We start from the raw sequence: 25,648 nt of genomic DNA, 5'->3' as shown, positions 1-25,648 counted from the left end.
TTGTTTTCACTTTCACGTACTCGCCCGCGGTCCGCCAGAGTTGCAGGCCGTTGCATGCGGGTGCGCTGGATATCCGTTGCACCGCAGGTGACCCGGGGGCCCGATGAAGGACGTACCGCTGAAGGACACACCGCTGAACGACGGGCCGCTCGATCTGACGCGCCTCATGGCCATGGACGGTGCGCGGGCCGCCCGGCTGCTGCACCGCGTACGGGACGCCGCGCTGGCGGGTGAACCGCCGCCGGTGGCTCCCCGGCCGCTGATCGAGGCGTCCTGGCGGCGGATGCTCGGGCTCGGTCTCGACCCCGACCTGTCCGCGTACGGTGTGCTGCTGGCGCCGGACGAACTGGAGCGGCGCAGGCGTGACTCCGCGCTGAGCGAGGCGATGGACACGCTCAGCGGCGCGCTCCGCGAGATCGTCCACTCCTCGCACCAGGTGATGGTGGTGACCGACGACGAGGGACGGGTGCTGTGGCGGGAAGGCTGTCCCGCCACGCTGCGGCAGGCGAACGGCATCTGTCTGGAAGAGGGCGCCGGCTGGTCCGAGCGGGCCATGGGGACCAATGCGATAGGCACGGCGCTGGCGATGCGCACACCGGTACAGGTCCACTCGGCCGAGCACTTCGTGCACGGTCTGCACACCTGGACCTGCGCGGCGTCACCGGTGCACGATCCGCGCGACGGGCGGCTGCTGGGGGTGGTCGATGTGAGCGGCCCCGCGACGGGCTTCCATCCGACGACGCTGGCGCTGGTCAGCTCCGTCGCCCGGCTCGCGGAGAGCGAGCTGCGCCAGCGGCACGGCAGGGCCGTGGAACGGTTGCGTTCGGTGGCGGCGCCGATCCTGTGCCGGCTGGGGGGCCGCGCCCTGGCGGTCGACCCCCATGGCTGGACGGCCGCGGTGACGGGCATGCCGCCGGTGGACCGGCTGCCACTGCCGAAGACACTGCGGGCCGGCCGGCTGTGGCAGCCCTCGCTGGGCATGTGCTCGGTCGAGCCGCTGCCGGGCGGCTGGCTCATACAGGTGGACGAGGAGCGTCCGCACAGTGAGACGATCAGCCGGGTGGTGCTGGACCTGAGCCGCCCGCGGCGCTGGTCGGTCGCGGTGTCCGGGTCCGCGGGCAGCTGGGCGCAGGAGCTGACCCCGCGCCATGCCGAGCTGCTGTACATCCTCGCGGTGCACCGCACCGGCCGCAGTGCGGCGGAGCTGGCGGGCGATGTGTTCGGCGACCCCACCAGGACGGTGACGGTACGGGCCGAGATGTCGCGGGTGCGGCGCCATCTGTCCGGTGTGCTGGCGCACCGGCCCTACCGGTTCAGCGAGGAGGTCGAGGTGGAGGTCGTACGGCCGCGGGACCCCGCCGATCTGCTGCCGCACTCGACGGCCCCGGCGGTGCTCGGCGCGCGGCGGCTGCCCTGTCCCTGAGGGGCGGTGCGGCCCGGCCGGTACGGGGCCGCGTCCCGCGGCGTCCTGGCGGCGTGGTTCGCTGGCCGGTATGAGCATCTCTGTGACCACCTGGTCCCTGGAACAGACCTCACCCGACGATCTGCGGCCCGCGGCGGAGCCCCCGGGCGAGGTGCGGATCGTCCGGGCGCAGGTGCCGTCGGCGGAGTTCAGCCGGTTCCTGTACACGGCCGTCGGCGACGATGTGAGCTGGCGTGACCGGCTCTCGCTGACGCGGGAGCGGTGGCAGGAGATCATCGCCGCGCCCGGCGTGGAGACATGGGTGGCGTATGAGCGGGGCACCCCGGCGGGGTATATCGAGCTGGCGGCGCAGGACGGGGCCACGGTCGAGATCGTGTACTTCGGGCTGATCCCGGCCTTCCGGGGCCGGCGCATCGGCGGCCATCTGCTGTCGTACGGGGTGGCCAGGGCCTGGGATCTGGCCGAGCGGTGGCCGGGGACGGAACCGACGAAGCGGGTCTGGCTGCACACCTGCTCGAAGGACGGGCCGTACGCCATGGACAACTATCTGCGCCGGGGCTTCAGGCTCTTCGACACCAAGGTCGAGGAGGAGCCCCCGGCCACCGCGTAAACCCCGAGGGCCCGTGACGGTCACCACATCGTCTCGCGATATGAGACGACTGAATCCACATGATGGATAACAGTGGACTGCCCGGAGACCCGCGTGCCACGCTTCCGTCATGTCCCGAGCTGGTATTGCCTTGGTGAGTCGGCTGCACGTCGACCTCGGCCGCATGTCCAGCGCCATCTGTCCGGCGGGCTGAGAGTCCCAGCACCGCCGCGATGCCGCGGTCTCCCGCTCTCCCGTAATTCTCGATTTCCTCTCTGAACCATGCCGCGCACCGCCGCGCCCACGCGCGCGTGTGCGGCTCAGAGCCGCCCTCCTGCATGTCTCGAAGGACGTATCCGCCATGGCCGCCACCCCGGAAAAGCCCTCCAGCGCCACGCCACGCCGCAAGGTGAGCCGTCACCGCGGCGAGGGCCAGTGGGCCGTGGGTCACTTCACTCCGCTCAACGGCAATGAGCAGTTCAAGAAGGACGACGACGGCCTCAATGTGCGGGCGCGCATCGAGAACGTCTACTCCAAGGCCGGGTTCGACTCGATCGACCCCAATGATCTGCGCGGCCGGATGCGCTGGTGGGGTCTCTACACCCAGCGCAAGCCCGGGATCGACGGCGGCAAGACCGCGATCCTGGAGCCGGAGGAGCTGGACGACGAGTACTTCATGCTGCGGGTACGGATCGACGGCGGCCGGCTGACGACCGAGCAACTGCGGGTCATCGGTGAGATCTCGCAGGAGTTCGCGCGCGGGACGGCCGACATCACCGACCGGCAGAACATCCAGTACCACTGGATCCGGATCGAGGACGTGCCGGAGATCTGGCACCGGCTCGAAGCGGTGGGGCTCTCCACGACCGAGGCCTGCGGTGACACCCCCCGGGTGATCCTCGGTTCACCCGTGGCCGGTATCGCCGAGGACGAGATCATCGACGGCACCCCGGCGATCGACGAGATCCAGCGCCGGATCATCGGCAACCCCGACTTCTCCAATCTGCCGCGCAAGTTCAAGTCCGCGATCTCCGGATCGCCGTCGCTGGACGTCGCGCACGAGATCAACGACATCGCGTTCGTCGGGGTGAACCACCCCGAGCACGGCCCCGGCTTCGACCTCTGGGTCGGCGGCGGGCTCTCCACCAACCCCAAGATCGGCCAGCGGCTCGGTGCCTGGGTGCCGCTCGACGAGATCCCGGACGTCTACACCGGTGTCATCTCGGTCTTTCGTGACTACGGCTACCGCAGGCTGCGCACCCGCGCCCGGCTGAAGTTCCTGCTCGCCGACTGGGGCGCGGAGAAGTTCCGCCGGATCCTGGAGGAGGAGTACCTCAAGCGCGAGCTGGTCGACGGCCCCGCGCCCGAGCAGCCCGTGCACCGCTGGCGGGACCATGTCGGTGTGCACCGGCAGCGCGACGGCCGCTTCTACGTCGGGTTCGCGCCCCGCGTCGGCCGGGTCGACGGCGCCACGCTGACGAAGATCGCCGAGCTGGCGGCGGCGCACGGCTCCGGCCGGCTGCGTACCACCGCCGAGCAGAAGATGATCGTGCTCGATGTGGCGGAGGACCGGATCGACTCGCTGGTGGCCGGTCTTGAGGCGCTGGACCTGCGGGTCAATCCGTCACCTTTCCGGCGCGGCACGATGGCCTGCACCGGTATCGAGTTCTGCAAGCTGGCGATCGTCGAGACCAAGCGGCGCGGTGCCACGCTCATCGACGAACTGGAGCGCCGTATCCCGGAGTTCGACGAGCCGATCACGATCAACGTCAACGGCTGCCCGAACGCCTGCGCCCGTATCCAGACGGCGGACATCGGTCTCAAGGGCCAGTTGGTGCTGGACAAGGACGGCAATCAGGTCGAGGGCTTCCAGGTGCATCTGGGTGGCGCGCTGGGCCTGGAGGCCGGATTCGGCCGCAAGGTGCGCGGTCTGAAGGTCACCTCCGAGGAGCTGCCCGACTATGTCGAGCGGGTGCTCGGGCGGTTCCAGAAGGAGCGCGAGGACGGCGAGCGCTTCGCCAGCTGGGCGGCGCGGGCCTCCGAGGAGGCGCTGTCATGAGTGAGCGCGCGGCCCCCTTCTACTGCCCGTACTGCGGCGACGAGGACCTGCGTCCGAATGAACAGGGCCATGGCGCCTGGGAATGCGCGGCATGCAATCGCGCCTTCCAGTTGAAGTTCCTCGGGCTGCTGGCCCGCGGACTCCAACGGAGCGACGGAGGCGAAGAGATATGACGGCACGGACGGAGACCGACGATCCCCGGGCCCTGGCCGAGCGCGCGGGCCGCGCGCTGGAGAACGCCCCCGCCCTGGAGATCCTGACCTGGGCGGTCGACACCTTCGGCGCGCGGTTCTGCGTGACGTCCTCGATGGAGGACGCGGTGGTCGCCCATCTCGCCTCCCGGGTACGGCCCGGGGTCGATGTGGTCTTCCTCGACACCGGCTACCACTTCCCCGAGACCATCGGCACCCGGGACGCGGTGGACGCCGTGATGGACGTCCGGGTCATCACACTCACCCCGCACAGGACCGTCGCCGAGCAGGACGCCGAGCACGGCCCCCGACTGCATGACCGCGACCCCGATCTGTGCTGCGCCCTGCGCAAGGTCGCGCCCCTTGAGGAGGGCCTGGCGGAATACGACGCCTGGGCCACGGGACTGCGCCGCGACGAGTCCCCGACCCGGGCCAATACCCCGGTCGTGGGCTGGGACGAGAAGCGCGGCAAGGTCAAGGTCTCCCCGATCGCCCGGTGGACACAGGCCGATGTGGACGCCTATGTCACCGAGCACGGGGTGCTCACCAATCCACTGCTGCTGGACGGTTACGCCTCCGTCGGGTGCGCCCCCTGCACCCGACGGGTGCTGGAGGGCGAGGACGCGCGCGCCGGGCGCTGGGCCGGACGCGGCAAGACCGAGTGCGGGCTGCACGGATGACGGACCATCAGGAGGGGCGTGTGAGCGCGACGGAGCAGGGCGCGACGGTCTGGCTCACCGGACTACCGAGCGCGGGCAAGACGACCATCGCGAACGCGCTGGCGGAGCGGCTGCGTGCCGAGGGCCATCGCGTCGAGGTGCTGGACGGCGACGAGATCCGGGAGTTCCTCTCCGCGGGCCTCGGCTTCGGCCGCGAGGACCGGCACACCAATGTGCAGCGCGTCGGCTTCGTCGCCGAGTTGCTCGCGTCGAACGGCGTCAAGGCGCTGGTGCCGGTGATCGCGCCGTACACCGACAGCCGTGAGGCGGTGCGCAAGCGCCATCAGGCCGAGGGCACCGGGTATCTGGAGGTGCATGTGGCCACGCCGGTCGAGGTGTGCTCCGTACGCGATGTGAAGGGGCTGTACGCCAAGCAGGCGGCCGGCGAGATCTCGGGGCTGACCGGGGTGGACGACCCCTACGAGGCGCCGGACTCGCCCGATCTCCGGATCGAGTCGCACACCCAGTCCGTAGCCGAGTCCGCCGGAGCCCTCCACGCACTGCTCACCGAGAGGGGTCTGGCGTGACCACCACCGTCGCCGCCGTCACCGAGGGCACGGACGCCCCGTACGCGCTGAGCCATCTGGACGCCCTGGAGTCCGAGGCGGTCCATATCTTCCGCGAGGTGGCGGGCGAGTTCGAGCGGCCGGTGATCCTCTTCTCCGGCGGCAAGGACTCGATCGTGATGCTGCATCTGGCGCTGAAGGCGTTCGCGCCCGCGCCGGTGCCGTTCTCGCTGCTCCATGTCGACACCGGGCACAACTTCCCCGAGGTGCTGGAGTACCGCGACCGTACGGTGGCCGCTCATGGACTGCGGCTCCATGTCGCGTCCGTACAGGAGTACATCGACACGGGGAAGCTGCGCGAGCGGCCCGACGGCACCCGTAATCCGCTCCAGACCGTGCCGCTCACCGAGAAGATCCAGGCCGAGCGGTTCGACGCGGTCTTCGGCGGTGGCCGGCGCGACGAAGAGAAGGCCCGCGCCAAGGAGCGGGTGTTCTCGCTGCGTGACGAGTTCTCCCAGTGGGACCCGCGCCGTCAGCGGCCCGAGCTGTGGCAGCTCTACAACGGCCGGCACGCGCCCGGCGAGCACGTCCGGGTCTTCCCGCTCTCCAACTGGACCGAGCTGGACGTCTGGCAGTACATCGCCCGCGAGGAGATCGAACTCCCGGAGATCTACTTCGCCCACGAGCGCGAGGTCTTCAAGCGCACCGGCATGTGGCTGACCGCCGGGGAGTGGGGCGGCCCCAAGGAGTCCGAGACCGTCGAGAAGCGCCTGGTGCGCTATCGCACGGTCGGTGACATGTCCTGCACCGGCGCCGTCGACTCCGACGCCACCACACTCGACGCGGTGATCGCCGAGATCGCCGCCTCCCGGCTCACCGAGCGCGGCGCGACCCGCGCCGACGACAAGCTGTCCGAGGCCGCGATGGAAGACCGCAAGCGCGAGGGGTACTTCTAGCCATGACGAGCACGAGCACGAGCGACAGCGCCGCGGAGCAGTTCGCGGAGCGGCTGTCGGCGACCACCCTGCTGCGGTTCGCCACCGCGGGCTCCGTCGACGACGGCAAGTCCACGCTCGTCGGCCGGCTGCTGCACGACTCCAAGTCGGTGCTGACCGACCAGCTGGAGGCCGTCGAGCACGCCTCCCGCAGCCGCGGCCAGGAGGCACCCGATCTGGCGCTGCTCACGGACGGGCTGCGGGCCGAGCGCGAGCAGGGCATCACGATCGATGTCGCCTACCGCTACTTCGCCACGCCCCGGCGGCGGTTCATCCTCGCCGACACCCCCGGGCATGTGCAGTACACCCGGAACATGGTGACCGGAGCCTCCACCGCCGAACTGGCCGTGGTTCTCGTCGACGCCCGCAACGGCGTGGTCGAGCAGACCCGCCGCCATGCCGCGGTGGCCGCGCTGCTGCGGGTCCCGCATGTGGTCCTGGCGGTCAACAAGATGGACCTGGTCGCGTACGCGGAGCCCGTGTTCGCCGCGATCGCCGAGGAGTTCACGGCGTACGCGGCCTCCCTCGGCGTCCCGGGCTGGGGGTCTGGGGGCAACCCCCAGGAGAATTGGTGCACCGCGATCCCGATCTCGGCGCTGGCCGGTGACAATGTCGTGGAGCCGTCCGCGCACATGGACTGGTACGGCGGCCCGACCGTACTGGAGTATCTGGAGACCGTCCCGGTCAGCCATGATCTGGCCAACTGCCCGGCGCGCTTCCCTGTGCAGTATGTGATCCGCCCGCAGAGCGCCGAGCACCCCGACTACCGCGGCTACGCGGGCCAGATCGCCTCCGGTGTGCTGCGCGTCGGCGATCCGGTGACCGTCCTGCCCTCGGGCCGTACGAGCACGATCGAGGGCATTGACGCGCTGGGCGTCGGCGTCGGCGCGGCCACCACCGTGGACATCGCGTGGGCGCCGCAGTCCGTGACGGTCCGGCTCGCCGACGACATCGACATCTCGCGCGGCGATCTGATCGCGCCCACCGCGCACCTGCCCGCCACGACCCAGGATGTCGAGGCGACGGTCTGCCATGTCGCGGACCAGCCGCTGACCGTGGGCCGGCGCGTGCTGCTGAGGCACACCACCCGTACGGTCAAGGCGATCGTGCAGGACATCCCGTCCCGGCTGACGCTGGACGATCTCTCCCAGCATCCGGCCCCGGGACAGCTCGTGGCCAATGACATCGGGCGGGTGAGGATCCGTACCGCCGAGCCGCTCGCGCTGGACAGCTACGCCGACTCCCGGCACACCGGCTCCTTCCTGCTGATCGACCCCGCGGACGGTACGACACTGAGCGCCGGCATGGCGGGCGACGCCTTCGCCGGCCCGTCCGACACGGCCCCGGCCGACGACGAGGGCTGGGACTTCTGATGACCCTGGCGGTTCACGACGTCTTCGCGACGTTCGCGAAGGAGGGCGGCCGGGTCGGCAGCGGCGCCCTCGGCGCGGGAACGGGCGGCGTGGCGCGATGTGCGCGATGACGTACGCGCACCGCACGCGCGCCCGCACCCCCCACCCGCAGTACCCGTACGCCCCGTTCCGACGAAGACCTGCCGACTTCCCGGCCGCGCCCCCGACCTAGCGAAACGGGCGCGAGCACCGGGCCAACGAGAGGAACCCCTCCCGTGCCTGTCTCCCGCACCACCGCCCGCCGCGGACTCACCCTCGTGGCCGCACTGCCGCTGCTCGCCGTCGCGGTCACCTCCTGCGGCTACGGCGCCGAGGCGGACAAGAGCGACAACGCCGCGCCGGCCGCCGAGGGCAAGGCGCTCTCCGCCGACACGGTCAAGATCGGTTACTTCCCGAACCTGACCCATGCCACCGCCCTGGTCGGTATCCAGGAAGGTCTCTTCCAGAAGGAGCTGGGCGGTACGAAGGTGGCGCCCTCGACCTTCAACGCGGGGCCCTCCGAAATCGAGGCCCTCAACGCGGGCAGCATCGACATCGGCTTCATCGGCCCCTCACCGGCCATCAACGGCTACGCCCAGACCGGTGGCGAGAGTCTGCGGATCATCGGCGGCTCCGCCTCGGGCGGGGTGAAGCTCGTGGTCAACCCGGCGAAGATCAAGACCCTGGACGACGTCAAGGGCAAGAAGATCGCCACCCCGCAGCTGGGCAACACGCAGGACGTGGCGTTCCTCAACTGGATCTCCGAGAAGGGCTGGAAGGTCGACGCCCAGTCCGGCAAGGGCGATGTCTCCGTCGTCCGTACGGACAACAAGATCACCCCGGACGCCTACGCGTCGGGCTCCATCGACGGCGCGTGGGTGCCGGAGCCGACGGCGTCCAAGCTGGTCGCGGAGGGCGCCAAGGTACTGCTCGACGAGTCGGACCTGTGGCCGGACAAGAAGTTCGTGATCACGAACATCATCGTGTCGCAGAAGTTCCTCGGTGAGCACCCGGATGTGGTCGAGGCCGTGCTGCGCGGCTCGGTGAAGACCAACGAGTGGATCAACGCCAACCAGGACAAGGCGAAGGCCTCCGCCAACGAGGCGCTGAAGAAGCTCTCCGGCAAGGCGCTGCCGCCCGAGGTCATCGACCCCGCGTGGCAGTCCATCCAGATCACCAATGACCCGCTGGCCGCGACGCTCCAGGCACAGGCCGATCACGCGGTCAAGGCAGGACTGCTCAAGAAGCCGGACCTGAAGGGCATCTACGACCTGGGGCCCCTCAACACGGTGCTCAAGGCCGCCGGTCAGCCCGAGGTGGCCGACGCCGGACTCGGCGCCGAATAAGCCGGCACCCCGACCGTATCCAGCCGTTCCCAGGAGGTGACGACCATGGCCACAACCTTCGTCAAGGCCGCCGAAAGCACCCCGGCGGTGGACCACGCCGCCCGTATCGCGCATGTCTCGAAGTCCTTCGTGACACCGGCCGGGCAGCAGCTCGTCCTGGACGACATCACGCTCGATGTCGCACCGGGCGAGTTCGTCACCCTCCTGGGAGCCTCGGGATGCGGTAAGTCGACCCTGCTCAATCTGGTCGCCGGGCTCGACCGGCCGTCCGCCGGGTCCATCGAGACCCCTGGCGGCCGGCCCGCCCTGATGTTCCAGGAGCACGCGCTGTTCCCGTGGCTGACCGCGGGCAAGAACATCGAACTGGCGCTGCGACTGCGCGGGGTGCCCAAGCAGGAGCGGCGGGGTGAGGCGGAGCGGCTGCTCGGTCTCGTACGGCTGGGCGGCTCGTACGGCAAGCGGGTGCACGAGCTGTCCGGCGGGATGCGGCAGCGGGTCGCGCTGGCCCGCGCGCTCGCGCAGGACAGTCAACTGCTGCTGATGGACGAGCCGTTCGCGGCGCTGGACGCGATCACCCGGGATGTCCTGCACGACGAGCTGACCCGGATCTGGCGGGAGACGAGTCTGTCGGTCCTCTTCGTCACACACAATGTGCGCGAGGCGGTACGGCTCGCGCAGCGCGTCGTGCTGCTGTCGTCGCGCCCCGGCCGGGTGGCCCGCGAGTGGCGGGTGGACATCCCGCAGCCGCGCCGTATCGAGGACAGCGCCGTCGCGGAGCTGTCCGTCGAGATCACCGAAGAACTGCGTGGGGAGATCCGCCGACATGGCCAGCACTGAGACGACGCGGCAGGGCACGTCGCCGAAGGGCCCATCGGCGGAGGACTCCTCGTCGGAGGGCGCCTCGCCGCACGGTGGCTCGCCGCATGGCGACATGGCCGGTCTGGAGGCCGGACTCGACGCGCTGGACACCGTACAGACCGGGCGTCCACCACTGCGTCACACGCTCGTCCAGAAGGTGCTGCCGCCCGTCATCGCCATCGCGCTGGTGCTGGTGGTGTGGCAGATCCTGGTCTGGGCCAAGGTCACCGACGACTACAAGCTCCCCTCGCCCGGGGCGGTGTGGGGCGAGGTGTCCGACGCCTGGGCGCAGGGCACGCTGCTCGGCTATATCTGGACCAGTGTGTCGCGCGGTCTGCTGGGCTTCCTGCTGGCGCTGGTGATCGGCACACCGCTCGGACTGCTGGTCGCCCGGGTGAAGTTCGTCCGCGCGGCCATCGGCCCGATCCTCTCCGGCCTCCAGTCGCTGCCGTCGGTGGCCTGGGTGCCGCCGGCCGTGATCTGGCTGGGGCTCAACGACTCGATGATGTACGCGGTCATCCTGCTCGGCGCGGTCCCCTCGATCGCCAACGGTCTGGTCTCCGGGGTCGATCAGGTGCCACCGCTCTTCCTGCGGGCCGGCCGTACGCTCGGCGCCACCGGGCTGCGCGGTACCTGGCACATCGTCATGCCGGCCGCGCTGCCCGGTTATCTGGCCGGACTGAAGCAGGGCTGGGCGTTCTCCTGGCGCTCGCTGATGGCCGCGGAGATCATCGCGTCCTCACCCGACCTCGGCGTGGGCCTCGGGCAGTTGCTGGAGAACGGCCGTACGGTCGGCAGTATGCCGATGGTGTTCCTCGCCATCTTCCTGATCCTGATCGTCGGTATCGCCATCGACCTGCTGATCTTCAGTCCGCTGGAGCGGCGGGTGCTGCGCGGCCGCGGTCTGCTGGTGAAGAGCTGATCCCATGCACCGCACACATCCCACGCACCACATCCATCCCGCGGACCGCGGGCGGCCCACGCGCCACGCGCACCCTCCTGTCCTGCTGGTCATCGCCCACGGCAGCCGCGACCCCCGGCATGCCGCGACCGTGCACGCCCTGGCCGGGCGGTTGCGATCGCTGCGGCCGGGGCTGCGCGTGGAAACCGGATTCCTGGACTTCAACGCCCCGTCCGTGCCCCAGCTGCTCGACCGGCTGGCGCTGGAGGACGTACGGGACGTGATCGCCCTGCCGCTGCTGCTGACGCGCGCCTTCCACGCCAAGTCCGACATCCCGGCGGTGCTGCGCGAGGCGTCGGCACGCCATCCGCGGCTGCGGGTCCGGCAGGCCGAGGTGCTCGGTCCCTCGCCGCTGCTGACGGACGCGTTGGAGCGGCGGCTGTACGAGGCGGGGCTCTCCCCCGCCGACAAGGGCTCGACCGGGATCGTCCTGGCCTCGGCGGGCTCCTCGGACCCGGAGGCGATCGCAGTGATCGCTGAAATCGCGCGGGAGTGGCGGCACACCGGTTGGTGCGCCGTGCGGCCTGCGTTCGCCTCCGCATCACTGCCCCGCACCGAGGACGCGGTGCGGGCGCTGCGCGCGGAGGGCGCCCGACGCGTCGCCGTGGCCCCGTATGTCATCGCCCCCGGCTTCCTGCCCGACCGCATCGCGGCCGGCGCCCGGGAGGGCGGCGCGCAGATACTGGCCGGGGTGCTGGGCGCGGCCCCCGAGCTGGCGCGACTGCTGCTGTGCCGCTACGACGAGAGGGCATCGGCCCCGGAACGCCGCGCGCCGCTGGCCCGCCCGGCATAGCCAACGCGTCATGCCGCCGGCCCGCCCGGCGCAGCCACGTCACGGAGTCACACCGCCCCTGTCCGTCACGGTCCGGCCCATACCCGGCGGTACCGTTCGGCCCTATCCATGGCGCTCATCCGTGCGGAGACTCGGAAGAGCGGAAGGGTGATAGCCATGGAATCCAAGGAATGGACCGTACGAATCCACATCACGGAAGAGGGCAACGAAACCAAGGCCGATGCCGTCCTGACCACCCGGGACACCTCACGCCTCGCGGGCAGAGGCATGGCCCGGCGCAATCCGATCGACCGGACCGTACCCGAGATAGGCGACGAACTGGCCGCCAGCCGCGCGCTGGAGGATCTGGCCATCCGGCTGCATGACGTGGCCTCCGACGACATCGTCGACCTCGCCGGCCCCGCGGAGTCCTCCCGGAGGTGACGGCGCCCCGCCGCCCTGTCCGGGCCACGCCCTGGGCGGGCGCCGGCGGAGCGGCCGGGGGCTCCGGACGAGCCGCGGCCCGGGAGTAGAATCCGGAACATCGGTCCGAACACCATCACCGCCGACCAGCTGGAGCGGGCGCTCTCCCCGACCGGGATCGCCTCGGTGCAGAACCGCTTCCCCCTCCTCGACCGGACCTCGGCGGCGGTGTCGAGTTCGCGCGGGCCCCACGGTCTCGCGCCTCTGCCCCTGGTTCCAGTCGGTCCATGGCCACCGACTGCCGGAAACAGGGAGCACAGACGTATGACCACCGCGGCCACCGTGGTACGCGCCAAAGACGTCGATGTCGTCCGCGAAGGGAAGCTGCTGCTGGACTCGGTCTCATTGACCGTACGCGGCGGGGAGCACTGGGCCCTGCTCGGCGCCAATGGCGCGGGGAAGAGCACTTTGCTGGGGATGGTGGGCGCGGTCACGCACCCCACGCGCGGAACGGTCGAGATCCTGGGAGAGTCCCTCGGCCGGGTCGATCTGCGACAGCTGCGCGCCCGGCTCGGTCATGTCAATCCCCGCCATCCGCTGCGCTCACCGCTGCGGGTCCGTGATGTCGTACTGACCGGGCTGACGAACTCCGTGGAGCCGGTGCCCCGTTGGTCCCCCACCCCGCGCGAGCGTGAGCGCGCCGGGGAGCTGCTGACCATGCTGGGGATGGCCGGCAAGGGCGAGGCGCGCTGGCCGACGCTCTCGCAGGGTGAGCGGGGCCGTACGCTCATCGCCCGCGCGCTGATGCCCCGGCCGAGGCTGCTGCTGCTCGACGAGCCGGCCACCGGCCTCGATCTCGCCGCGCGCGAGCAACTGCTCAGCAGTCTGGACGCGCTGCGGCTGGAACACCCCGAGCTGGCGACGATGCTGGTCACCCACCATCTGGAGGAGCTGCCCGCCTCCACCACCCATGCGATGCTGCTGCGCGCGGGGCGGTGTGTGGGGGCGGGGCTCGCGGACGAGGTGCTGACGACGGACCGGGTCAGCACCTGCTTCGGCCATCCGGTGCGGATCTCCCGTACGGACGGCCGGTGGACGGCGCGCGCCGAACGGGTCGGCCGTACGGCGCCGGGCGCCACCAGGCGCGAACCGGACACACCCTAGGCCTGGCCTAGGTCCTGTCCTAGTCGAACAGCGTGCCCTGGTGGAAGAAGAGCAGCCAGCCGTCATCGGTCAGCCGCCACAGTGAACTGCGGTGCGCCCGGCGGCCGTTGGAGTCACTGTCGTAGGTCAGCTGCACCACGTCGGGCGCGAGCCGCACGCCCCGCATCTTGGAGGTGGTGATCGGCGGGGGCGCCGGGGCGCCGCCCTGGGTGAGCAGGGCGATGACCGAGGCCCGGTCCCACTCCCGGCCGGAGGCGCCGAACTCCCTGAAGTCCGGGTGAAGAAGCTCCGCGAGCAGGACGGGCGAGGACCGTACCGCCCGGTCGAGCAGCCGCAGTTCGGCCCGGATGGCGGCGGAGATCGCGGACGTTCGGTCAGCCACGGGTGAGCTCCACCAGCTTGAGGACGGTGTTCCAGTTCCGGCTGGTGGCGATGACGCCCTTGAACAGGGCGGGCCTGGCCAGCGCCGCGGCGAGCTTCGAGCGGCCGACGCCGTCCGGCGCGTACAGATACAGCGCGCGGTCGCCGAGCCGGAATTCCTCGGGGAGGAACGCGGCCGGGTCGAGCGACGCGAGCCGCTCGGGACCCACCGGTTCCGAGAAGCAGGTGAGATGGAGCTGCCTGCCCTCCAGCGCCTGTGCCGGGAAGGGGCAGGCCTCGGTGACGGCCCGCAGATACGGGGCGCCGCGCACCAGACAGTCGACGGTGAACCCGAAGCGCCGCTCGATGGCGCGCTCCAGAGCGGCGCCGAGGGCGCTCTCGTCGTCCGATTCGCTGGTGAAGACGGCGTTGCCGCTCTGGAGATAGGTACGGACATCACCGTGGCCCAGCTCCGAAAGCAGCTCGCGGAGGTCGGCCATCGGGACCCGTCTGTGGCCGCTCACATTGATCCCGCGCAGGAGTGCGGCGTACGTCGTGGTCATGAGCACACGATAGGACGGGAGGCCGCGCGTGGGGGCCCGGCGCGGGCGGGTCGTAGGTCCTGTCCGGGCAGGACCCGACAGGCGCGGCGGGCGGCGGGAGCGGCGCTGCGCGGCGACCGCCGCACTCGGTGGGGAGGGCGCGACGGCCGCCGGACGTGCCGGAGGGGTGCGGGACGTATGGGCGTGCCGGCCACTCGACGATCGTGAGCAGCCTGTTCGGGGTGCCCGCGGACGCGCCGCTCAGGCCACGCCCTTCGGCAGGGCCTCCTCGATCAGATCCGCCGCCCGTCGCGTACCGCCCTCCGCCGCCATCTCACGCCTGATCTCCCCGAGCCGGTCGGCCACTTCGGGGTCCGAGGCCACGGCGAGGACCGCCGCGCGCAGCGCCTCGGGGGTGGCGCTCTCCGTGTCGAGACGACGCGCCACGCCCAGCGCGACCAGCGCGTCGGCGTTGCCGAACTGGTCGACGGCCTGCGGCACCGCGACCATCGGCGTGCCCGTCGCCAGACCCTCCTGGCTGCCGCCGGCGCCCGCGTGGGTGATGAACGCGTCCGCCTGCTTGAGTACGGCGAGCTGCGGCACCCAGTGGTGCACCTCCACATTGGCCGGTACGTCGCCCAACTCGGCCTCGTCGACATACGCGCCGATCTGTAGGACGACATGCCAGCCGGGCAGATCGCCGAACGCCTCGACACACGCCCGGTAGAAGGCGGGCTGCTTGGTGAAGGCCGAACCGAGCGAGACCAGCAGCACCCGCTCCGCCCCGGCGGGCCGCCGCCACTCCCCCTGTTCCGCGCGCTCCCCCTGACAGGCCCCGACGAAGGTGTAGATGGATTCGTCCACCGTCTCGGCCTTGTACTGGAGCGCCTTGGGGATCAGTACGAGGGATTGGGCGGGCCTGGCGATCAGCCGGTCCGGGTCGGTGTGGTCCATGTGGTGCCCGTCCAGCCACTCCTGGAACCTCGCGCGGTACGCCCTGCCGCGTTCGGTGGAGTCGAGCTGCGCGCGCATCGGTTCGGCGACCTCCTTCTCGTACCCCTCCCAGGCGACCATGTGCGTCGAGAACTGGACGTAGGGAACGCCCCAGCGGTGCGCGAGCAGGGGCGCCGGATAGGCCGTGGTGTCGCCGAGTACCAGATCGGGCCTGTCGTCCTCGAACGCCTCGATCAGCTTGGGCAGCGCCTGGATGGCGTCGTCGAGGAACGGCTCCAGATTGTCGATCAGCTCCGTGCCCCAGGCTTCGGGATCGTCGTCGGGGCCGGGCAGCACGGAGGTGTAGATCACCGGCTCGGCGCCGGTGGCCGCGATCTTCTCGGCGAAGGAGGCGGGGATCGCGTAACTGACGCGGTGGCCCCGGGCGACCAGTTCCCGAATGACCTCCAGGCTCGGGTTCACATGCCCGTGGGCGGCGATGGAGAACATGGCGATATGGGCACGCTTCGATGCGGTCATGGCACGACCGTAGACGAGACGATACGTCTCGTGCAACTCAATTCAGGCGCGGGGTCGTCCCTCCTCCTTCCGGGGCGAACCGGCATGGATGCGAGACTTCGCCGGACAGGAACAACCACAGGTGTGATCACCAGAGACAAGTGAGCCATTGATGGACGAGGCGCGGGCGCGGGAGATCCTGGCCGCGACGGGGCTGCCGCGGGACGCGGAACTGCTGGCCCTGGGGGAGAACGCGGTATTCGCGACGGCCGAGGTGGTCGTCAAGATCGGCCGGGACGCGACGGACCACACCGAGCTGCTGGAGCGGGCGCGCCGCGAGGTCGCCCTCGCGTCATGGCTCGCGGAGTCCGGCATTCCGGCCGTACGGGCGGCCGAGCCGGAGGCACGGTCGGTGGAGGGCCATCCGGTGACACTCTGGCACCGGCTGCCCGCCGCCGTACGGCCCGCCGGGCCCGGCGATCTGGCGTCCCTCCTGCGGCTGGTGCACGCCCTGCCCGCCCCGGACCCGTCGCTGTTCACCCTCCCCCGCCGGGAACTCCTCGGTGGTGTCGAGCGCTGGCTGCGGATGGCCGGGGACGCGATCGACCCGGCCGACGCCGATTATCTGCGTGGCCGGCGCGACGGCTTCGCCGAGGCCGCGGCCACACTCGTCCCCCGGCTCCCGATGGGCCCGATCCACGGTGACGCGCTGCCGCGCAATGTCCATGTCGGCCCGGACGGCCCCGTCCTGGTCGATCTGGAGACCTTCTCGTCGGACCTCAGAGAACACGATCTGGTGGTCATGGCGCTCTCCCGCGACCGGTACGGGCTGCCCGCCGAGGCGTACGACACCTTCACGGCGGTCTACGGCTGGGACGTACGCGAATGGCCGGGCTGCCCGGTTCTGCGCGGCGCCCGCGAGACGGCCAGCTGCGCCTGGGTGGCCCAGCACGCGCCGGCCAACCCCAAGGCTCTGGAGGAGTTCCGCCGCCGGGTCGCCTCGCTGCGCGCCGACGATCCCGAGGTCCGCTGGTACCCGTTCTGACCGGCTCGACCGGTCCCCCGGCCACGGGCCGCGGCTAGGTCCTGTCCGGTCGGACAGGACCTAATCCCGGCATCCGGCGGATGACACAGCGGGAGGAGAACGCCGTCCAGTGCGCGCGACGCTCCGGGCGTACGCACACTGGACGACGCGGCGGGACGCCCGCACCACGTCCTGGCAGGGCCTGGCCTGCTTGTCAGTAGGGCTTGGCCTGTTTGGCGAAGGCCGGCGCGACCTTGTCCTGCGAGGCACTGGGGAAGGAGATCGTGTTCGGGTCCCCGTCCGAGACGTACCAGTTCTTCCCCTCGGCGAGCTTGTCCAGCCATCGCGAAGAACCGAACTCGGCGTCCGCGTCCTTGGGGCCCGCCGAGCGGATCCGTGGGATCGCGCCGGGTTTGAAGTCCTTGGCGAACGGCGAGACGGATGGGTTCGCGCCCACGAGGTACACGCCTTCGTTGCGGTAGCCCGTTCCCTTCGCGGCGACCTCGGGCGGCTTGGGCATGGCCCCGAAGGGCAGCGCGAGGGAGGTGACCTTGGTCCCGGGCGCGGCCTTCACGATCGCCTGCTGTCCGCCGACGATGGCCCGCGCGGCGCCCGCCTGGTCCAGGGAGGCCAGATTCGGGTGGCGGTCGGTGTGATTGCCGATCTCGTGCCCGTGATCCTTCAGCCATTTGAGCGCCTTGGCGGGACCGGTGGCCGAGAAGGCGTCCGCGTTGACGAAGAAGGTCCCCACCGGCTTGAACTCGGGGTGCTTCTTCGCCGTCTCCGCCAGGATGGCGATGGCCGAGTCCCGCGCCGGGTTGCCGTTCGCGTCAAGGCTCACCTGGCTGTTGGTCGAGTCGTCGAACGTGAGGACCACCGGGTGCATTCCGGCCGGGATGTCGATATGGCCCGTCTGGAAGTCCCGGGCGGTGACCGGCACGTACTTCTCCCGGGCGAGGCGCTCCAGCTCGGCCCGGAAATCGGCCGGGGTCCGGTCGTAGACGCTGGCCGGTTTCGCGGTGAGCTGGTGGTACATCAGGACCGGCACCTGGCCGAGTTCGTCGGCGCCCACCTCCGCCGGGGCTTTCGCGGCGACGGGGCTGGCCATCGCGGCCGAGGCGGCCGACTGACCACCGGCTGACGACGACCCCGGGGAACAGCCCGAGGCGAGCAGGGCGGCGCCTGCCAGGGCGCAGAGCGGGACGAGCGGGTGACGCATGAGGGACCTCCAAGGCGAATGTGTCGCGCCATCCCTACCGGCGGCGGGAGCCCCCGTACCGCACCGTCCCCTGGATGGCGCAGTCACCACGCCGGGGCCGAGCGCGGCCGTTCGTGTGAAATCCCGTCAGAACAGGAGCGCCGACACGCCGGTGCGGCAAGCAATGGAGGAACCAACCCCCGGCCACAGCACGAAGGGCGTCATGATGGCCACGACACACATATCCCGCTCTCCCTCCTCCTACCGTCCCCACCGTCCGGCCCGCCGACGCGCCCTGATAGCGACGGCCGTGGCGCTCGCACTGGCCGGAGCCGGCGTCGGGGCCTGGACCTTCCTCGCGCCGGGACCGGACGTGCAGGGTCTCAGCGATGGCGCCGTCCTCAACGCGCGCAAGGCCGCACAGATCAGCGCCTACCTCGACGCCGGGGAAGCCGGCAGCAAGGACAAGGTGCGCGTCACCCTCGATGGCACGGCGGTCCCGATCACCCCTGAGGGCGCCCGGCTGAAACTCGGCCTCCCGCGTCTGACCGAGGGCAAGCACACCCTGGTGGTGGAGGGCGAGAGCAGTCTCCCCTTCGCCTCGTACCGCGAGGTCGTGGCCTTCACCGTGGACACCACCGCTCCCGACCTGAAGGTGACCGACCCCGAGATCAAGAACGCGAACGACCCCGTTGTTGTCACCGGTAAGGCCTCCACCGACGCCAAGGTGAGCGTCGACGGCAAGGAAGTTCCCCTCGACAAGGGCGGTGCCTTCAAGATCACGGTTCCCAAGGGCACTCCCTCTGTGAACATCACCGCTGTGGACCGCGCCGGAAACCTCACCGCCAAGGCCGTGTCGACCCGGGGCCGTCGCCCCATGATCCGTGCCGCGCACATCACCGCCATCGGCTGGGGCGACAAGACCCTGCGCACCAACGTCATGGCCCTGGTCCGCAGCGGCAAGCTCAACGCCGTGGAACTGGACATCAAGGACGAGGACGGCGAGGTCGGGTACGCCTCCCAGGTGGCGCTGGCCCGTCAGATCGGCGCCGCCAAGGGCTACTACGACGCTCGTAAGGCCATTGCCGAGATCCACGCCGCCGGCGCCCAGGTCATCGGCCGCATCGTCGCCTTCCGCGACCCCAAGCTCGCCACGGCGGCCTGGAAGGCCGGCAAGCGCGACCAGGTCGTGCAGACCCCGGACGGCGGGGCGTACGCGGGCGGCGGCCACTACGGAAACCTGGCCTTCACCAACTTCGCCGACCCCACGGTCCGCAAGTACAACCAGGACCTCGCCGTGGAGGCGGCTCAGCTCGGCTTCGACGATGTCCTCTACGACTATGTGCGCCGCCCCGACGGCCCCTTGTCGAAGATGCGCTTCCCGGGCATCGGGTCCGCGACGCCCGAGCAGTCCATCACCTCGTTCGTCGGCGACACCCGGATCGCGATGCGCCCGCACGGCAAGTACCTCGGTGTCTCGGTCTTCGGCATAGCCGCGACCCGGCCCAAGGAGATCGCCCAGGACATCCCGGCCCTGGTCAAGGTCACCGACTACATCGCGCCGATGGTCTACCCGTCGCACTGGGGGCCGGGAGAGTACGGCGTCGCCAACCCCGACACCGCCCCGTACGCGATCGTGCAGCGCTCGCTCGCCGACTTCCGCCGCCTGGCGAAGGGCACCCAGACCGAGATCGTCCCGTGGCTCCAGGACTTCTCGATGGGCAGCAAGTACGGGCCGACCCAGGTGGCCGAACAGATCAAGGCGGCGGCGGCCAACAAGATGAACTCCTTCATCCTCTGGAACGCCGGTGCCCGCTACCAGGGGGCGGCCCTCCAGCAGATCGCCGCGCACTGACGGGGCAGGCGAGACCTCTGTCTGGGAGCGGCGTCCCGTAGGTGTGATCGTGGGGCGAAGGGGCTCCCCCGTACGGAAACGTACCGGGGAGCCCTCTTGAGTCAGGGCGTCGCCCGGGCCGACGGCTCGGTCGCCGGATCGCGCAGCGGCCAGACCCTGTCGATCACCGCCTCCGCGTCGCCCTTCTTCCGCAGGAACTTCTGGAAGTCGGCCGCCCACTCGGCGTACCAGCCGATCTGACGCTCATGCAGCAGAGCCGGGGTCAGCCCGGCCACCGAGGCATGCCGCTCCGCTATCGCCGTGGCCACCCGGACCGCCGCCAGCGCGTCCGCGCCCGCTTCGTGTGCGGCGTCGAGCACCACGCCGTACTCCGCGCAGACCGCCTCCAGCGTGCGCTTGCCCCGGCGGTAACGGTCGACGGCGCGGTCGATCGTATACGGGTCGATCACCGGCCCGACCGGCCCCAGCGGCGGCAGTCCGTACCGGCGCAACTCGGCGGAGAGCAGGGTCAGATCGAACGGCGCGTTGTACGCCACGACGGGCACCCCGCGCGTCCAGTACTCACCGAGGATCCCGGCGATCTCCCCGGCCACCTCGGGTGCGGGACGCCCCTCCGCCGCGGCCCGTTCGCTGCTGATGCCGTGCACCGCGGACGCCTGGGCGGGGATCCGGATGCCCGGGTCGGCCAGCCACGTCCGCTGCCGTACCACCTCACCGCCCCGCACCTCGACCACCGCGGCCGTCACGATCCGTGCCTCCAGCGGCTCGGTGCCCGTGGTCTCCAGATCGAAACCGACCAGTGAATCCCCATGCCAAGTCATCGTGGCCCTCCCTCATGGTGCGGTGGTGCTTCCCCCGTTGGACATTCACCCTGCCACGCACCACTGACAGTGCCCTGGCACGCGCTCCGTCTGCCGGCTCCCGCTCCCGGCCGTCGGCCGCGGCTCCTGGCTCCCGGCCCCCGCTCCCGGCTCCCGGCTCCTGGCTCAGACGGCGGCTCAGGAGACCGGCCTGGAGTCGGCCCAGACCGCCTCGAACTCCTCGCGGTAGGTCTGGAAGAGACCGTGCTCCGAGTCCTGCCCCGCGCGCACCACCTCACGCCCGCCGCCCCTCAGCACCAGTACCGGCGCCTCCATGCCCCGGGCCCGGCGCAGATAGGACTGGACGACGGCCAGACCGTCGGACCCGTCCCCGTCGACGAGATACGCGGTGAAGCGTGGGGTCTCGTCGAAGACATGGATCTCGAAGGCGCCCGGATCACGCAGTTTGGAGCGCACCCGGCGCATATGAAGGATGTTCATCTCCACCGACCGGCTCAGCTCGCCCTTCTTGAGCCCCAGCTCGCGCTCCCTGCGCTTGACGGCGCTGCTCGCCGGGTTCAGGAAGACCAGCCGTATCCGGCAGCCCGATTCGGCCAGCCGGATCAGCCGCCGTCCGGAGAAGTTCTGTACGAGCAGATTCAGACCGATCCCGATGGCGTCGACACGCCGGGCGCCGCCGAACAGATCCTCGGCGGGAATCTGCCGTTGCAGTCTCACCCGATCGGGGTGTACGGAGACCACGTCCGCGTACCGGTCGCCGACCAGGTCCTCCACCGCGTCGACCCGGAGCCGCGCCGCGGAGGGCACCCCGCTGCCGCCGCCCAGGATCTCCAGCAGCTTGGCCGAGGCCCGCTCCGCCTGGGCGAGGACCGTCTCGTTGAGCGCACGGTTGCGGGAGACGACATTGCGCGCGACCTCCAGCTCGTCCAGCGCCAGTTCCACGTCCCGGCGGTCGTCGAAATAGGGTTCGAAGCAGGGCCAGTGCTGGACCATCAGCTCACGCAGCTGTGGGAGGGTGAGAAAGCTCAGGACGTTGTCGTCGGCCGGGTCGAGCAGATACCCCTTGCGCCGCGACACCTCCCGTACGGCGACGGCCCGCTGCACCCACTCCTGCCCGGCGGGTCCGGCGGCGGCGACCACCCACTCCTCGCCGTGCACGGGCTCATAGATGGGCCGCAGGACCGCGGCGACCACCGCGCGCAGCCGCTGTTCCACGAGATTCAGCCAGATATAGGCGCGCCCGGCACGCTGTGCGCGCGTGCGCACTTCGCTCCAGGCGTCCGCGCCCCACTCCAGTTCCGCCCCGATCTCCATCGGTCGCGCGAGGGAGACCGCTCCGGGCGGGATGTCACCGGATTCCCCCGTATGACCCGCGTCACCAGGGGGCAACTCCAGCCCTCCCGAGCTCACCCGCGCACCGCCTTCTCTCCCCTTCAACGATCAAGGAAGGGTACTCCGCATCCCGGAGGCGGTGCAGCAGGATGCACAGGCTCCTTTCCCAACTCCCTTAATCGTGAGGCTTGTTCCTGGCGCCGAGATCGGCCGGAGTGAGGTGATTCATAGCGGTTGGACCTGGTCCGTTCCCGGGTCCGCCGGGGCGCCGTGGGGCGCGCGGGTCCGCCGGGGCCCTCGCGGCGATCCCGGCGACGGCCCGTCACGCCGGATTGACGCCGGGCCGCGTCCCCGGCGCCGCCCCGGCCGAGAACCGGCAAGAAGAGGCAAGAACCCATCGGGTTCCTAGGTGGTTGCCCTTCTTTCGGGGAAGATCTGGCTCAGAGGCCGCCCCATCCAGGCACGTGGCCTCTCAAGAGGCCCGCAGCACCCGGATCAGAAATGGAAGAGTCGTATCTATGCAGGTCTGGCCGGGACAGACGTATCCCCTCGGCGCCACGTACGACGGCGCCGGTACCAACTTCGCGGTCTACTCAGAGGTCGCCGGCCGAATCGAGTTGTGCCTGCTGCACGACGACGGTTCAGAAACGGCGGTGGAGCTGCGCGAGACGGACGCCTTCGTACGGCACGCCTATCTGCCGGGCATCATGCCCGGTCAGCGCTATGGCTTCCGGGTCCATGGCCCCTATGAGCCGGAGCGCGGTCACCGCTGCAACTCCGCCAAGCTGCTTCTCGATCCGTACGCGCGTGCGATCAGCGGCAGTATCGACTGGGGTGAGTCGGTGTACGGCTACCACTTCGGCAAGCCGGACTCGCGCAATGACATGGACTCGGCCCCCCACACGATGTCCTCCGTCGTCGTCAATCCGTACTTCGACTGGGGCGACGACCGGCTGCCCCGTACGGACTATCACCGCACGGTGCTCTACGAGGCCCATGTGAAGGGCCTGACCATGCTCCATCCGGAGCTGCCCGAGGAGCTGCGCGGCACCTACGCCGGACTCGCCCATCCGGCGGTGATCGAACATCTGACGGAGCTGGGCGTGACCGCGCTGGAGCTGATGCCGGTGCATCAGTTCGTCAATGACCACCGGCTGGTCGACGCGAGTCTCGGCAATTACTGGGGCTACAACACCATCGGCTTCTTCGCCCCGCACAACGCGTACGCCTCCTGGGGCGACCGGGGAGAACAGGTCCTGGAGTTCAAACAGGCCGTACGGGCGCTGCACCGCGCCGGGATCGAGGTCATCCTCGACGTTGTCTACAACCACACGGCGGAGGGCAACCACCTCGGCCCGACCCTCTCCTTCCGCGGTCTCGACAACGCGCAGTACTACCGGCTCGCCGAGAATCCCCGCTACTACACGGACACCACGGGGACCGGGAACTCCCTGCTGATGCGGAGCCCGCACGTACTCCAGCTGATCATGGACTCGCTGCGGTACTGGGTGACCGAGATGCATGTCGACGGCTTCCGCTTCGACCTCGCGGCGACGCTGGCCCGTCAGTTCCACGAGGTGGACCGCCTGTCGTCGTTCTTCGACCTCGTCCAGCAGGACCCGGTGGTCAGCCAGGTGAAGCTGATCGCCGAGCCGTGGGACGTGGGCGAGGGCGGCTACCAGGTGGGGAACTTCCCGCCGCTGTGGACGGAGTGGAACGGCAAATACCGCGACACCGTGCGGGACCTGTGGCGGGGCGAGCCCAGGACGCTGGCGGAGTTCGCGTCCCGGCTGACCGGCTCGTCCGATCTCTACCAGGACGACGGGCGACGGCCGCTGGCCTCCATCAACTTCACCACCTGTCACGACGGTTTCACGCTGCACGATCTCGTCTCGTACAACGAGAAGCACAACGAGGCCAACGGCGAGTCCAACCGGGACGGCGAGAGCCACAACCGGTCCTGGAACTGCGGGGCGGAGGGCGACACCGAGGACCCGGAGATCCTGGAGCTGCGCAATCGCCAGATGCGGAACTTCATCGCGACGCTGATGCTCTCGCAGGGCGTCCCGATGCTCAGCCACGGCGACGAGTTCGCCCGTACGCAGGGCGGCAACAACAACGCGTACTGCCAGGACAACGAGGTCTCCTGGGTCCGCTGGCCGGAGAAAGGGGTGGAGACCGACACCACCATGCTGGAGTTCACCCAGGCGATGGTGTGGCTGCGGCGCGACCATCCGGTGTTCCGGCGCCGGCGCTTCTTCCACGGGCGCCCGGTGGAGGGGACGCACGACGATCTGTCGGACATCTCGTGGTTCACGCCGGAGGGCGAGGAGATGACCCAGCAGGACTGGCAGGCCGCGCATGCCAAGGCCATGACGGTCTTTCTGAACGGTGGCGCGATCTCGGAGCCGGGGCCGCGCGGCGAGCGGATCTCGGACGACTCGTTCCTGCTGATGTTCAACGCGAGCGCGGAGAAGCTGGAGTTCGTGGTGCCGGTGAACCACGGCGAGCACTGGCGGATCATGGTGGACACCGCCCGGCCCGAGGGAGTGACTCCGGGGCAGGGCGAGAAGGTCGACGGCGGTGAGCGGATCACGATGATCGGCCGCAGCCTGACGGTGCTGATGCGACCGGCGTAGGGCCCCGTACTCCGGATGGTCCCGGCCGGGATCCGGATCCCGGCCGGAACCCGGATCCGTACCGAGGGGCGGCGCGTACGGGAAACCCGGTTGCCGCGCCGCCCCCGTGATGTTCCAGTGGCCGGATGGATCACGATGCGGAACTGGCCGCCTTCGACCGGCGGATACGGCGGGACGCGCGGCCCGACGGCCCCGGCGTCCGGGTCGAACGGGTGGGGCAGGTCGTCCGCCAGTCAGGCGCGGCGCACGACTGGCACGGTGTCCTCTGGTCGGAGCTGACCGAGGACACGGCCGCCGGGGCGATCGCCGCGCAGATCGCGCACTTCACCTCGCTCGGGCGTGAGTTCGAGTGGAAGCTGTACGCCCACGACCGGCCCGTCGGCCTCGCCGACCGGCTCCGCGCGGCCGGCTTCACCCCCGGGGCCAGCGAAGCGCTGATGGTCCGGGAGACAGGGGACGCGCCCGACGAGCCCGCTCTGCCCGACGGTGTACGGCTGCTCACCGTGACCGACGCGGCGGGCGCGGAACTGCTGGCGGACGTCCACGAGCGGGCGTTCGGGACGGACGGCACATGGCTGCGGGAGCGGCTGTCGGCGCAGCTCGCGTCCGCCCCGGAGACCGTCGTGGCGGTCGTCGCCATGGCGGGCGACACGCCCGTGAGCGCGGCCCGGATGGAGCTGCCCCCGGGCGCGGACTTCGCCGGGCTGTGGGGCGGCGGGACGGTACGGGACTGGCGTGGCCGCGGTCTCTACCGCGCCCTGGTCGCCCATCGGGCCAGGATCGCCGCCGAGCGCGGCTACCGCCTGCTCCATGTCGACGCGACGGACCTGAGCCGCCCGATCCTTGAGCGCCTCGGGTTCAGGGTGCTCAGCTCGACGACGCCGTTCCTGTACCGGCCACGGGTACCTGGATCAGCGGAGCCAGCGGAGTCAACGGGGGCAGCGGCGTCGACGGGGGCAGCGGAGCCAGCGGCGTCGACGGGGGCAGCGGGCTCGACCGGCTCGCCCGGCTCTCTGGGGTGACCACGC

The 25,648-nt window shown here is 70.5% G+C and carries 25 protein-coding genes; 19 read left to right on the top strand and 6 right to left on the bottom strand.

Annotated features, from left to right (window positions below):
* The first annotated feature begins 103 nt into the window (after positions 1–103).
* From ABTZ59_RS22065 to ABTZ59_RS21995, 15 genes are all read left to right on the top strand, one after another.
* Positions 104–1,423 (top strand): GAF domain-containing protein, encoded by a 1,320-nt coding sequence (locus ABTZ59_RS22065; protein WP_351409616.1) that lies wholly within the window; start codon positions 104–106, stop codon positions 1,421–1,423.
* 70 nt (positions 1,424–1,493) lie between these two features.
* Positions 1,494–2,033: a GNAT family N-acetyltransferase gene (locus tag ABTZ59_RS22060; protein WP_351409599.1), complete on the top strand. Its 540-nt coding sequence runs from the start codon at positions 1,494–1,496 to the stop codon at positions 2,031–2,033.
* Positions 2,034–2,142: 109 nt separating this feature from the next.
* The gene (locus ABTZ59_RS22055) at positions 2,143–2,226 is read left to right on the top strand and encodes a putative leader peptide (protein WP_326614601.1); all 84 of its coding nucleotides are present in this window, start codon (positions 2,143–2,145) and stop codon (positions 2,224–2,226) included.
* Positions 2,227–2,373: 147 nt separating this feature from the next.
* A complete protein-coding gene (locus ABTZ59_RS22050) occupies positions 2,374–4,071 on the top strand; it encodes a nitrite/sulfite reductase (RefSeq protein WP_351409587.1) in 1,698 nt (565 codons plus the stop codon).
* On the top strand, positions 4,068–4,244 hold the full coding sequence (locus ABTZ59_RS22045) for a hypothetical protein (RefSeq protein ID WP_249947791.1): 177 nt from the start codon (positions 4,068–4,070) through the stop codon (positions 4,242–4,244). The genes ABTZ59_RS22050 and ABTZ59_RS22045 overlap by 4 nt, the downstream gene beginning before the upstream one ends.
* Positions 4,241–4,942: a phosphoadenylyl-sulfate reductase gene (locus ABTZ59_RS22040; RefSeq protein ID WP_351409565.1), complete on the top strand. Its 702-nt coding sequence runs from the start codon at positions 4,241–4,243 to the stop codon at positions 4,940–4,942. Before ABTZ59_RS22045 ends, ABTZ59_RS22040 begins: the two co-directional genes overlap by 4 nt.
* A complete protein-coding gene (gene cysC, locus ABTZ59_RS22035) occupies positions 4,939–5,508 on the top strand; it encodes an adenylyl-sulfate kinase (protein ID WP_351409557.1) in 570 nt (189 codons plus the stop codon). Before ABTZ59_RS22040 ends, cysC begins: the two co-directional genes overlap by 4 nt.
* Positions 5,505–6,443 (top strand): sulfate adenylyltransferase subunit CysD, encoded by a 939-nt coding sequence (cysD, locus tag ABTZ59_RS22030; RefSeq protein WP_351409548.1) that lies wholly within the window; start codon positions 5,505–5,507, stop codon positions 6,441–6,443. The genes cysC and cysD overlap by 4 nt, the downstream gene beginning before the upstream one ends.
* A 2-nt stretch (positions 6,444–6,445) precedes the next feature.
* On the top strand, positions 6,446–7,855 hold the full coding sequence (locus ABTZ59_RS22025) for a sulfate adenylyltransferase subunit 1 (RefSeq protein WP_351409537.1): 1,410 nt from the start codon (positions 6,446–6,448) through the stop codon (positions 7,853–7,855).
* Positions 7,856–8,109: 254 nt separating this feature from the next.
* Positions 8,110–9,219, top strand: a complete 1,110-nt coding sequence (locus tag ABTZ59_RS22020; protein ID WP_351409527.1) for an aliphatic sulfonate ABC transporter substrate-binding protein — start codon at positions 8,110–8,112, stop codon at positions 9,217–9,219.
* A gap of 45 nt (positions 9,220–9,264) precedes the next feature.
* A complete protein-coding gene (locus ABTZ59_RS22015) occupies positions 9,265–10,056 on the top strand; it encodes an ABC transporter ATP-binding protein (protein ID WP_351409518.1) in 792 nt (263 codons plus the stop codon).
* Positions 10,057–10,150: 94 nt separating this feature from the next.
* Positions 10,151–10,999, top strand: a complete 849-nt coding sequence (locus tag ABTZ59_RS22010) for an ABC transporter permease (protein WP_249947922.1) — start codon at positions 10,151–10,153, stop codon at positions 10,997–10,999.
* Between the two features lie 4 nt (positions 11,000–11,003).
* Positions 11,004–11,831 (top strand): sirohydrochlorin chelatase, encoded by an 828-nt coding sequence (locus tag ABTZ59_RS22005; RefSeq protein WP_351409511.1) that lies wholly within the window; start codon positions 11,004–11,006, stop codon positions 11,829–11,831.
* Between the two features lie 156 nt (positions 11,832–11,987).
* Positions 11,988–12,254, top strand: a complete 267-nt coding sequence (locus ABTZ59_RS22000; protein ID WP_351409503.1) for a DUF1876 domain-containing protein — start codon at positions 11,988–11,990, stop codon at positions 12,252–12,254.
* 303 nt (positions 12,255–12,557) lie between these two features.
* Entirely contained in the window at positions 12,558–13,397 is an 840-nt protein-coding gene (locus ABTZ59_RS21995; protein ID WP_351409489.1) for an ABC transporter ATP-binding protein, read from the top strand.
* Positions 13,398–13,416: 19 nt separating this feature from the next.
* Here the strand turns inward: ABTZ59_RS21995 and ABTZ59_RS21990 are convergent, their stop codons facing one another.
* From ABTZ59_RS21990 to mgt, 3 genes are all read right to left on the bottom strand, one after another.
* Complete coding sequence (locus ABTZ59_RS21990; protein WP_351409476.1) at positions 13,417–13,779, bottom strand: nuclear transport factor 2 family protein; 363 nt, start codon at positions 13,777–13,779, stop codon at positions 13,417–13,419.
* Entirely contained in the window at positions 13,772–14,320 is a 549-nt protein-coding gene (locus tag ABTZ59_RS21985; RefSeq protein ID WP_351409469.1) for a DUF1697 domain-containing protein, read from the bottom strand. Before ABTZ59_RS21985 ends, ABTZ59_RS21990 begins: the two co-directional genes overlap by 8 nt.
* 240 nt (positions 14,321–14,560) lie before the next feature.
* Complete coding sequence (mgt, locus tag ABTZ59_RS21980) at positions 14,561–15,772, bottom strand: macrolide-inactivating glycosyltransferase (RefSeq protein ID WP_351409461.1); 1,212 nt, start codon at positions 15,770–15,772, stop codon at positions 14,561–14,563.
* A 151-nt stretch (positions 15,773–15,923) separates the two neighbouring features.
* On the opposite strand from mgt, the gene ABTZ59_RS21975 reads away from it, so the two are divergent.
* On the top strand, positions 15,924–16,796 hold the full coding sequence (locus ABTZ59_RS21975) for a phosphotransferase enzyme family protein (protein ID WP_351409454.1): 873 nt from the start codon (positions 15,924–15,926) through the stop codon (positions 16,794–16,796).
* A 193-nt stretch (positions 16,797–16,989) separates the two neighbouring features.
* Here ABTZ59_RS21975 and ABTZ59_RS21970 read toward each other — a convergent pair whose 3' ends face one another.
* Positions 16,990–17,994 (bottom strand): polysaccharide deacetylase family protein, encoded by a 1,005-nt coding sequence (locus ABTZ59_RS21970; protein ID WP_351409438.1) that lies wholly within the window; start codon positions 17,992–17,994, stop codon positions 16,990–16,992.
* 202 nt (positions 17,995–18,196) lie between these two features.
* Here ABTZ59_RS21970 and ABTZ59_RS21965 point away from each other — a divergent pair, with 202 nt between their 5' ends.
* Positions 18,197–19,828: a putative glycoside hydrolase gene (locus ABTZ59_RS21965; RefSeq protein ID WP_351409424.1), complete on the top strand. Its 1,632-nt coding sequence runs from the start codon at positions 18,197–18,199 to the stop codon at positions 19,826–19,828.
* 101 nt (positions 19,829–19,929) lie between these two features.
* On the opposite strand, the gene ABTZ59_RS21960 is transcribed toward ABTZ59_RS21965, so the two are convergent.
* Both ABTZ59_RS21960 and ABTZ59_RS21955 read right to left on the bottom strand, forming a co-directional pair.
* A complete protein-coding gene (locus ABTZ59_RS21960) occupies positions 19,930–20,649 on the bottom strand; it encodes a 3'-5' exonuclease (RefSeq protein ID WP_351409417.1) in 720 nt (239 codons plus the stop codon).
* Between the two features lie 177 nt (positions 20,650–20,826).
* On the bottom strand, positions 20,827–22,059 hold the full coding sequence (locus ABTZ59_RS21955; protein ID WP_351409409.1) for a DUF5919 domain-containing protein: 1,233 nt from the start codon (positions 22,057–22,059) through the stop codon (positions 20,827–20,829).
* Positions 22,060–22,499: 440 nt separating this feature from the next.
* Here ABTZ59_RS21955 and glgX point away from each other — a divergent pair, with 440 nt between their 5' ends.
* On the top strand, positions 22,500–24,620 hold the full coding sequence (gene glgX / locus ABTZ59_RS21950) for a glycogen debranching protein GlgX (RefSeq protein WP_351409399.1): 2,121 nt from the start codon (positions 22,500–22,502) through the stop codon (positions 24,618–24,620).
* A 125-nt stretch (positions 24,621–24,745) separates the two neighbouring features.
* Positions 24,746–25,642, top strand: a complete 897-nt coding sequence (locus ABTZ59_RS21945; RefSeq protein ID WP_351409390.1) for a GNAT family N-acetyltransferase — start codon at positions 24,746–24,748, stop codon at positions 25,640–25,642.
* The last annotated feature ends 6 nt before the right edge of the window (positions 25,643–25,648 follow it).

It is taken from the genome of Streptomyces sp. NPDC094034, from assembly GCF_040303865.1.
GTDB lineage: Bacteria > Actinomycetota > Actinomycetes > Streptomycetales > Streptomycetaceae > Streptomyces.
This window is presented reverse-complemented; position numbering and strand designations above follow the sequence as displayed.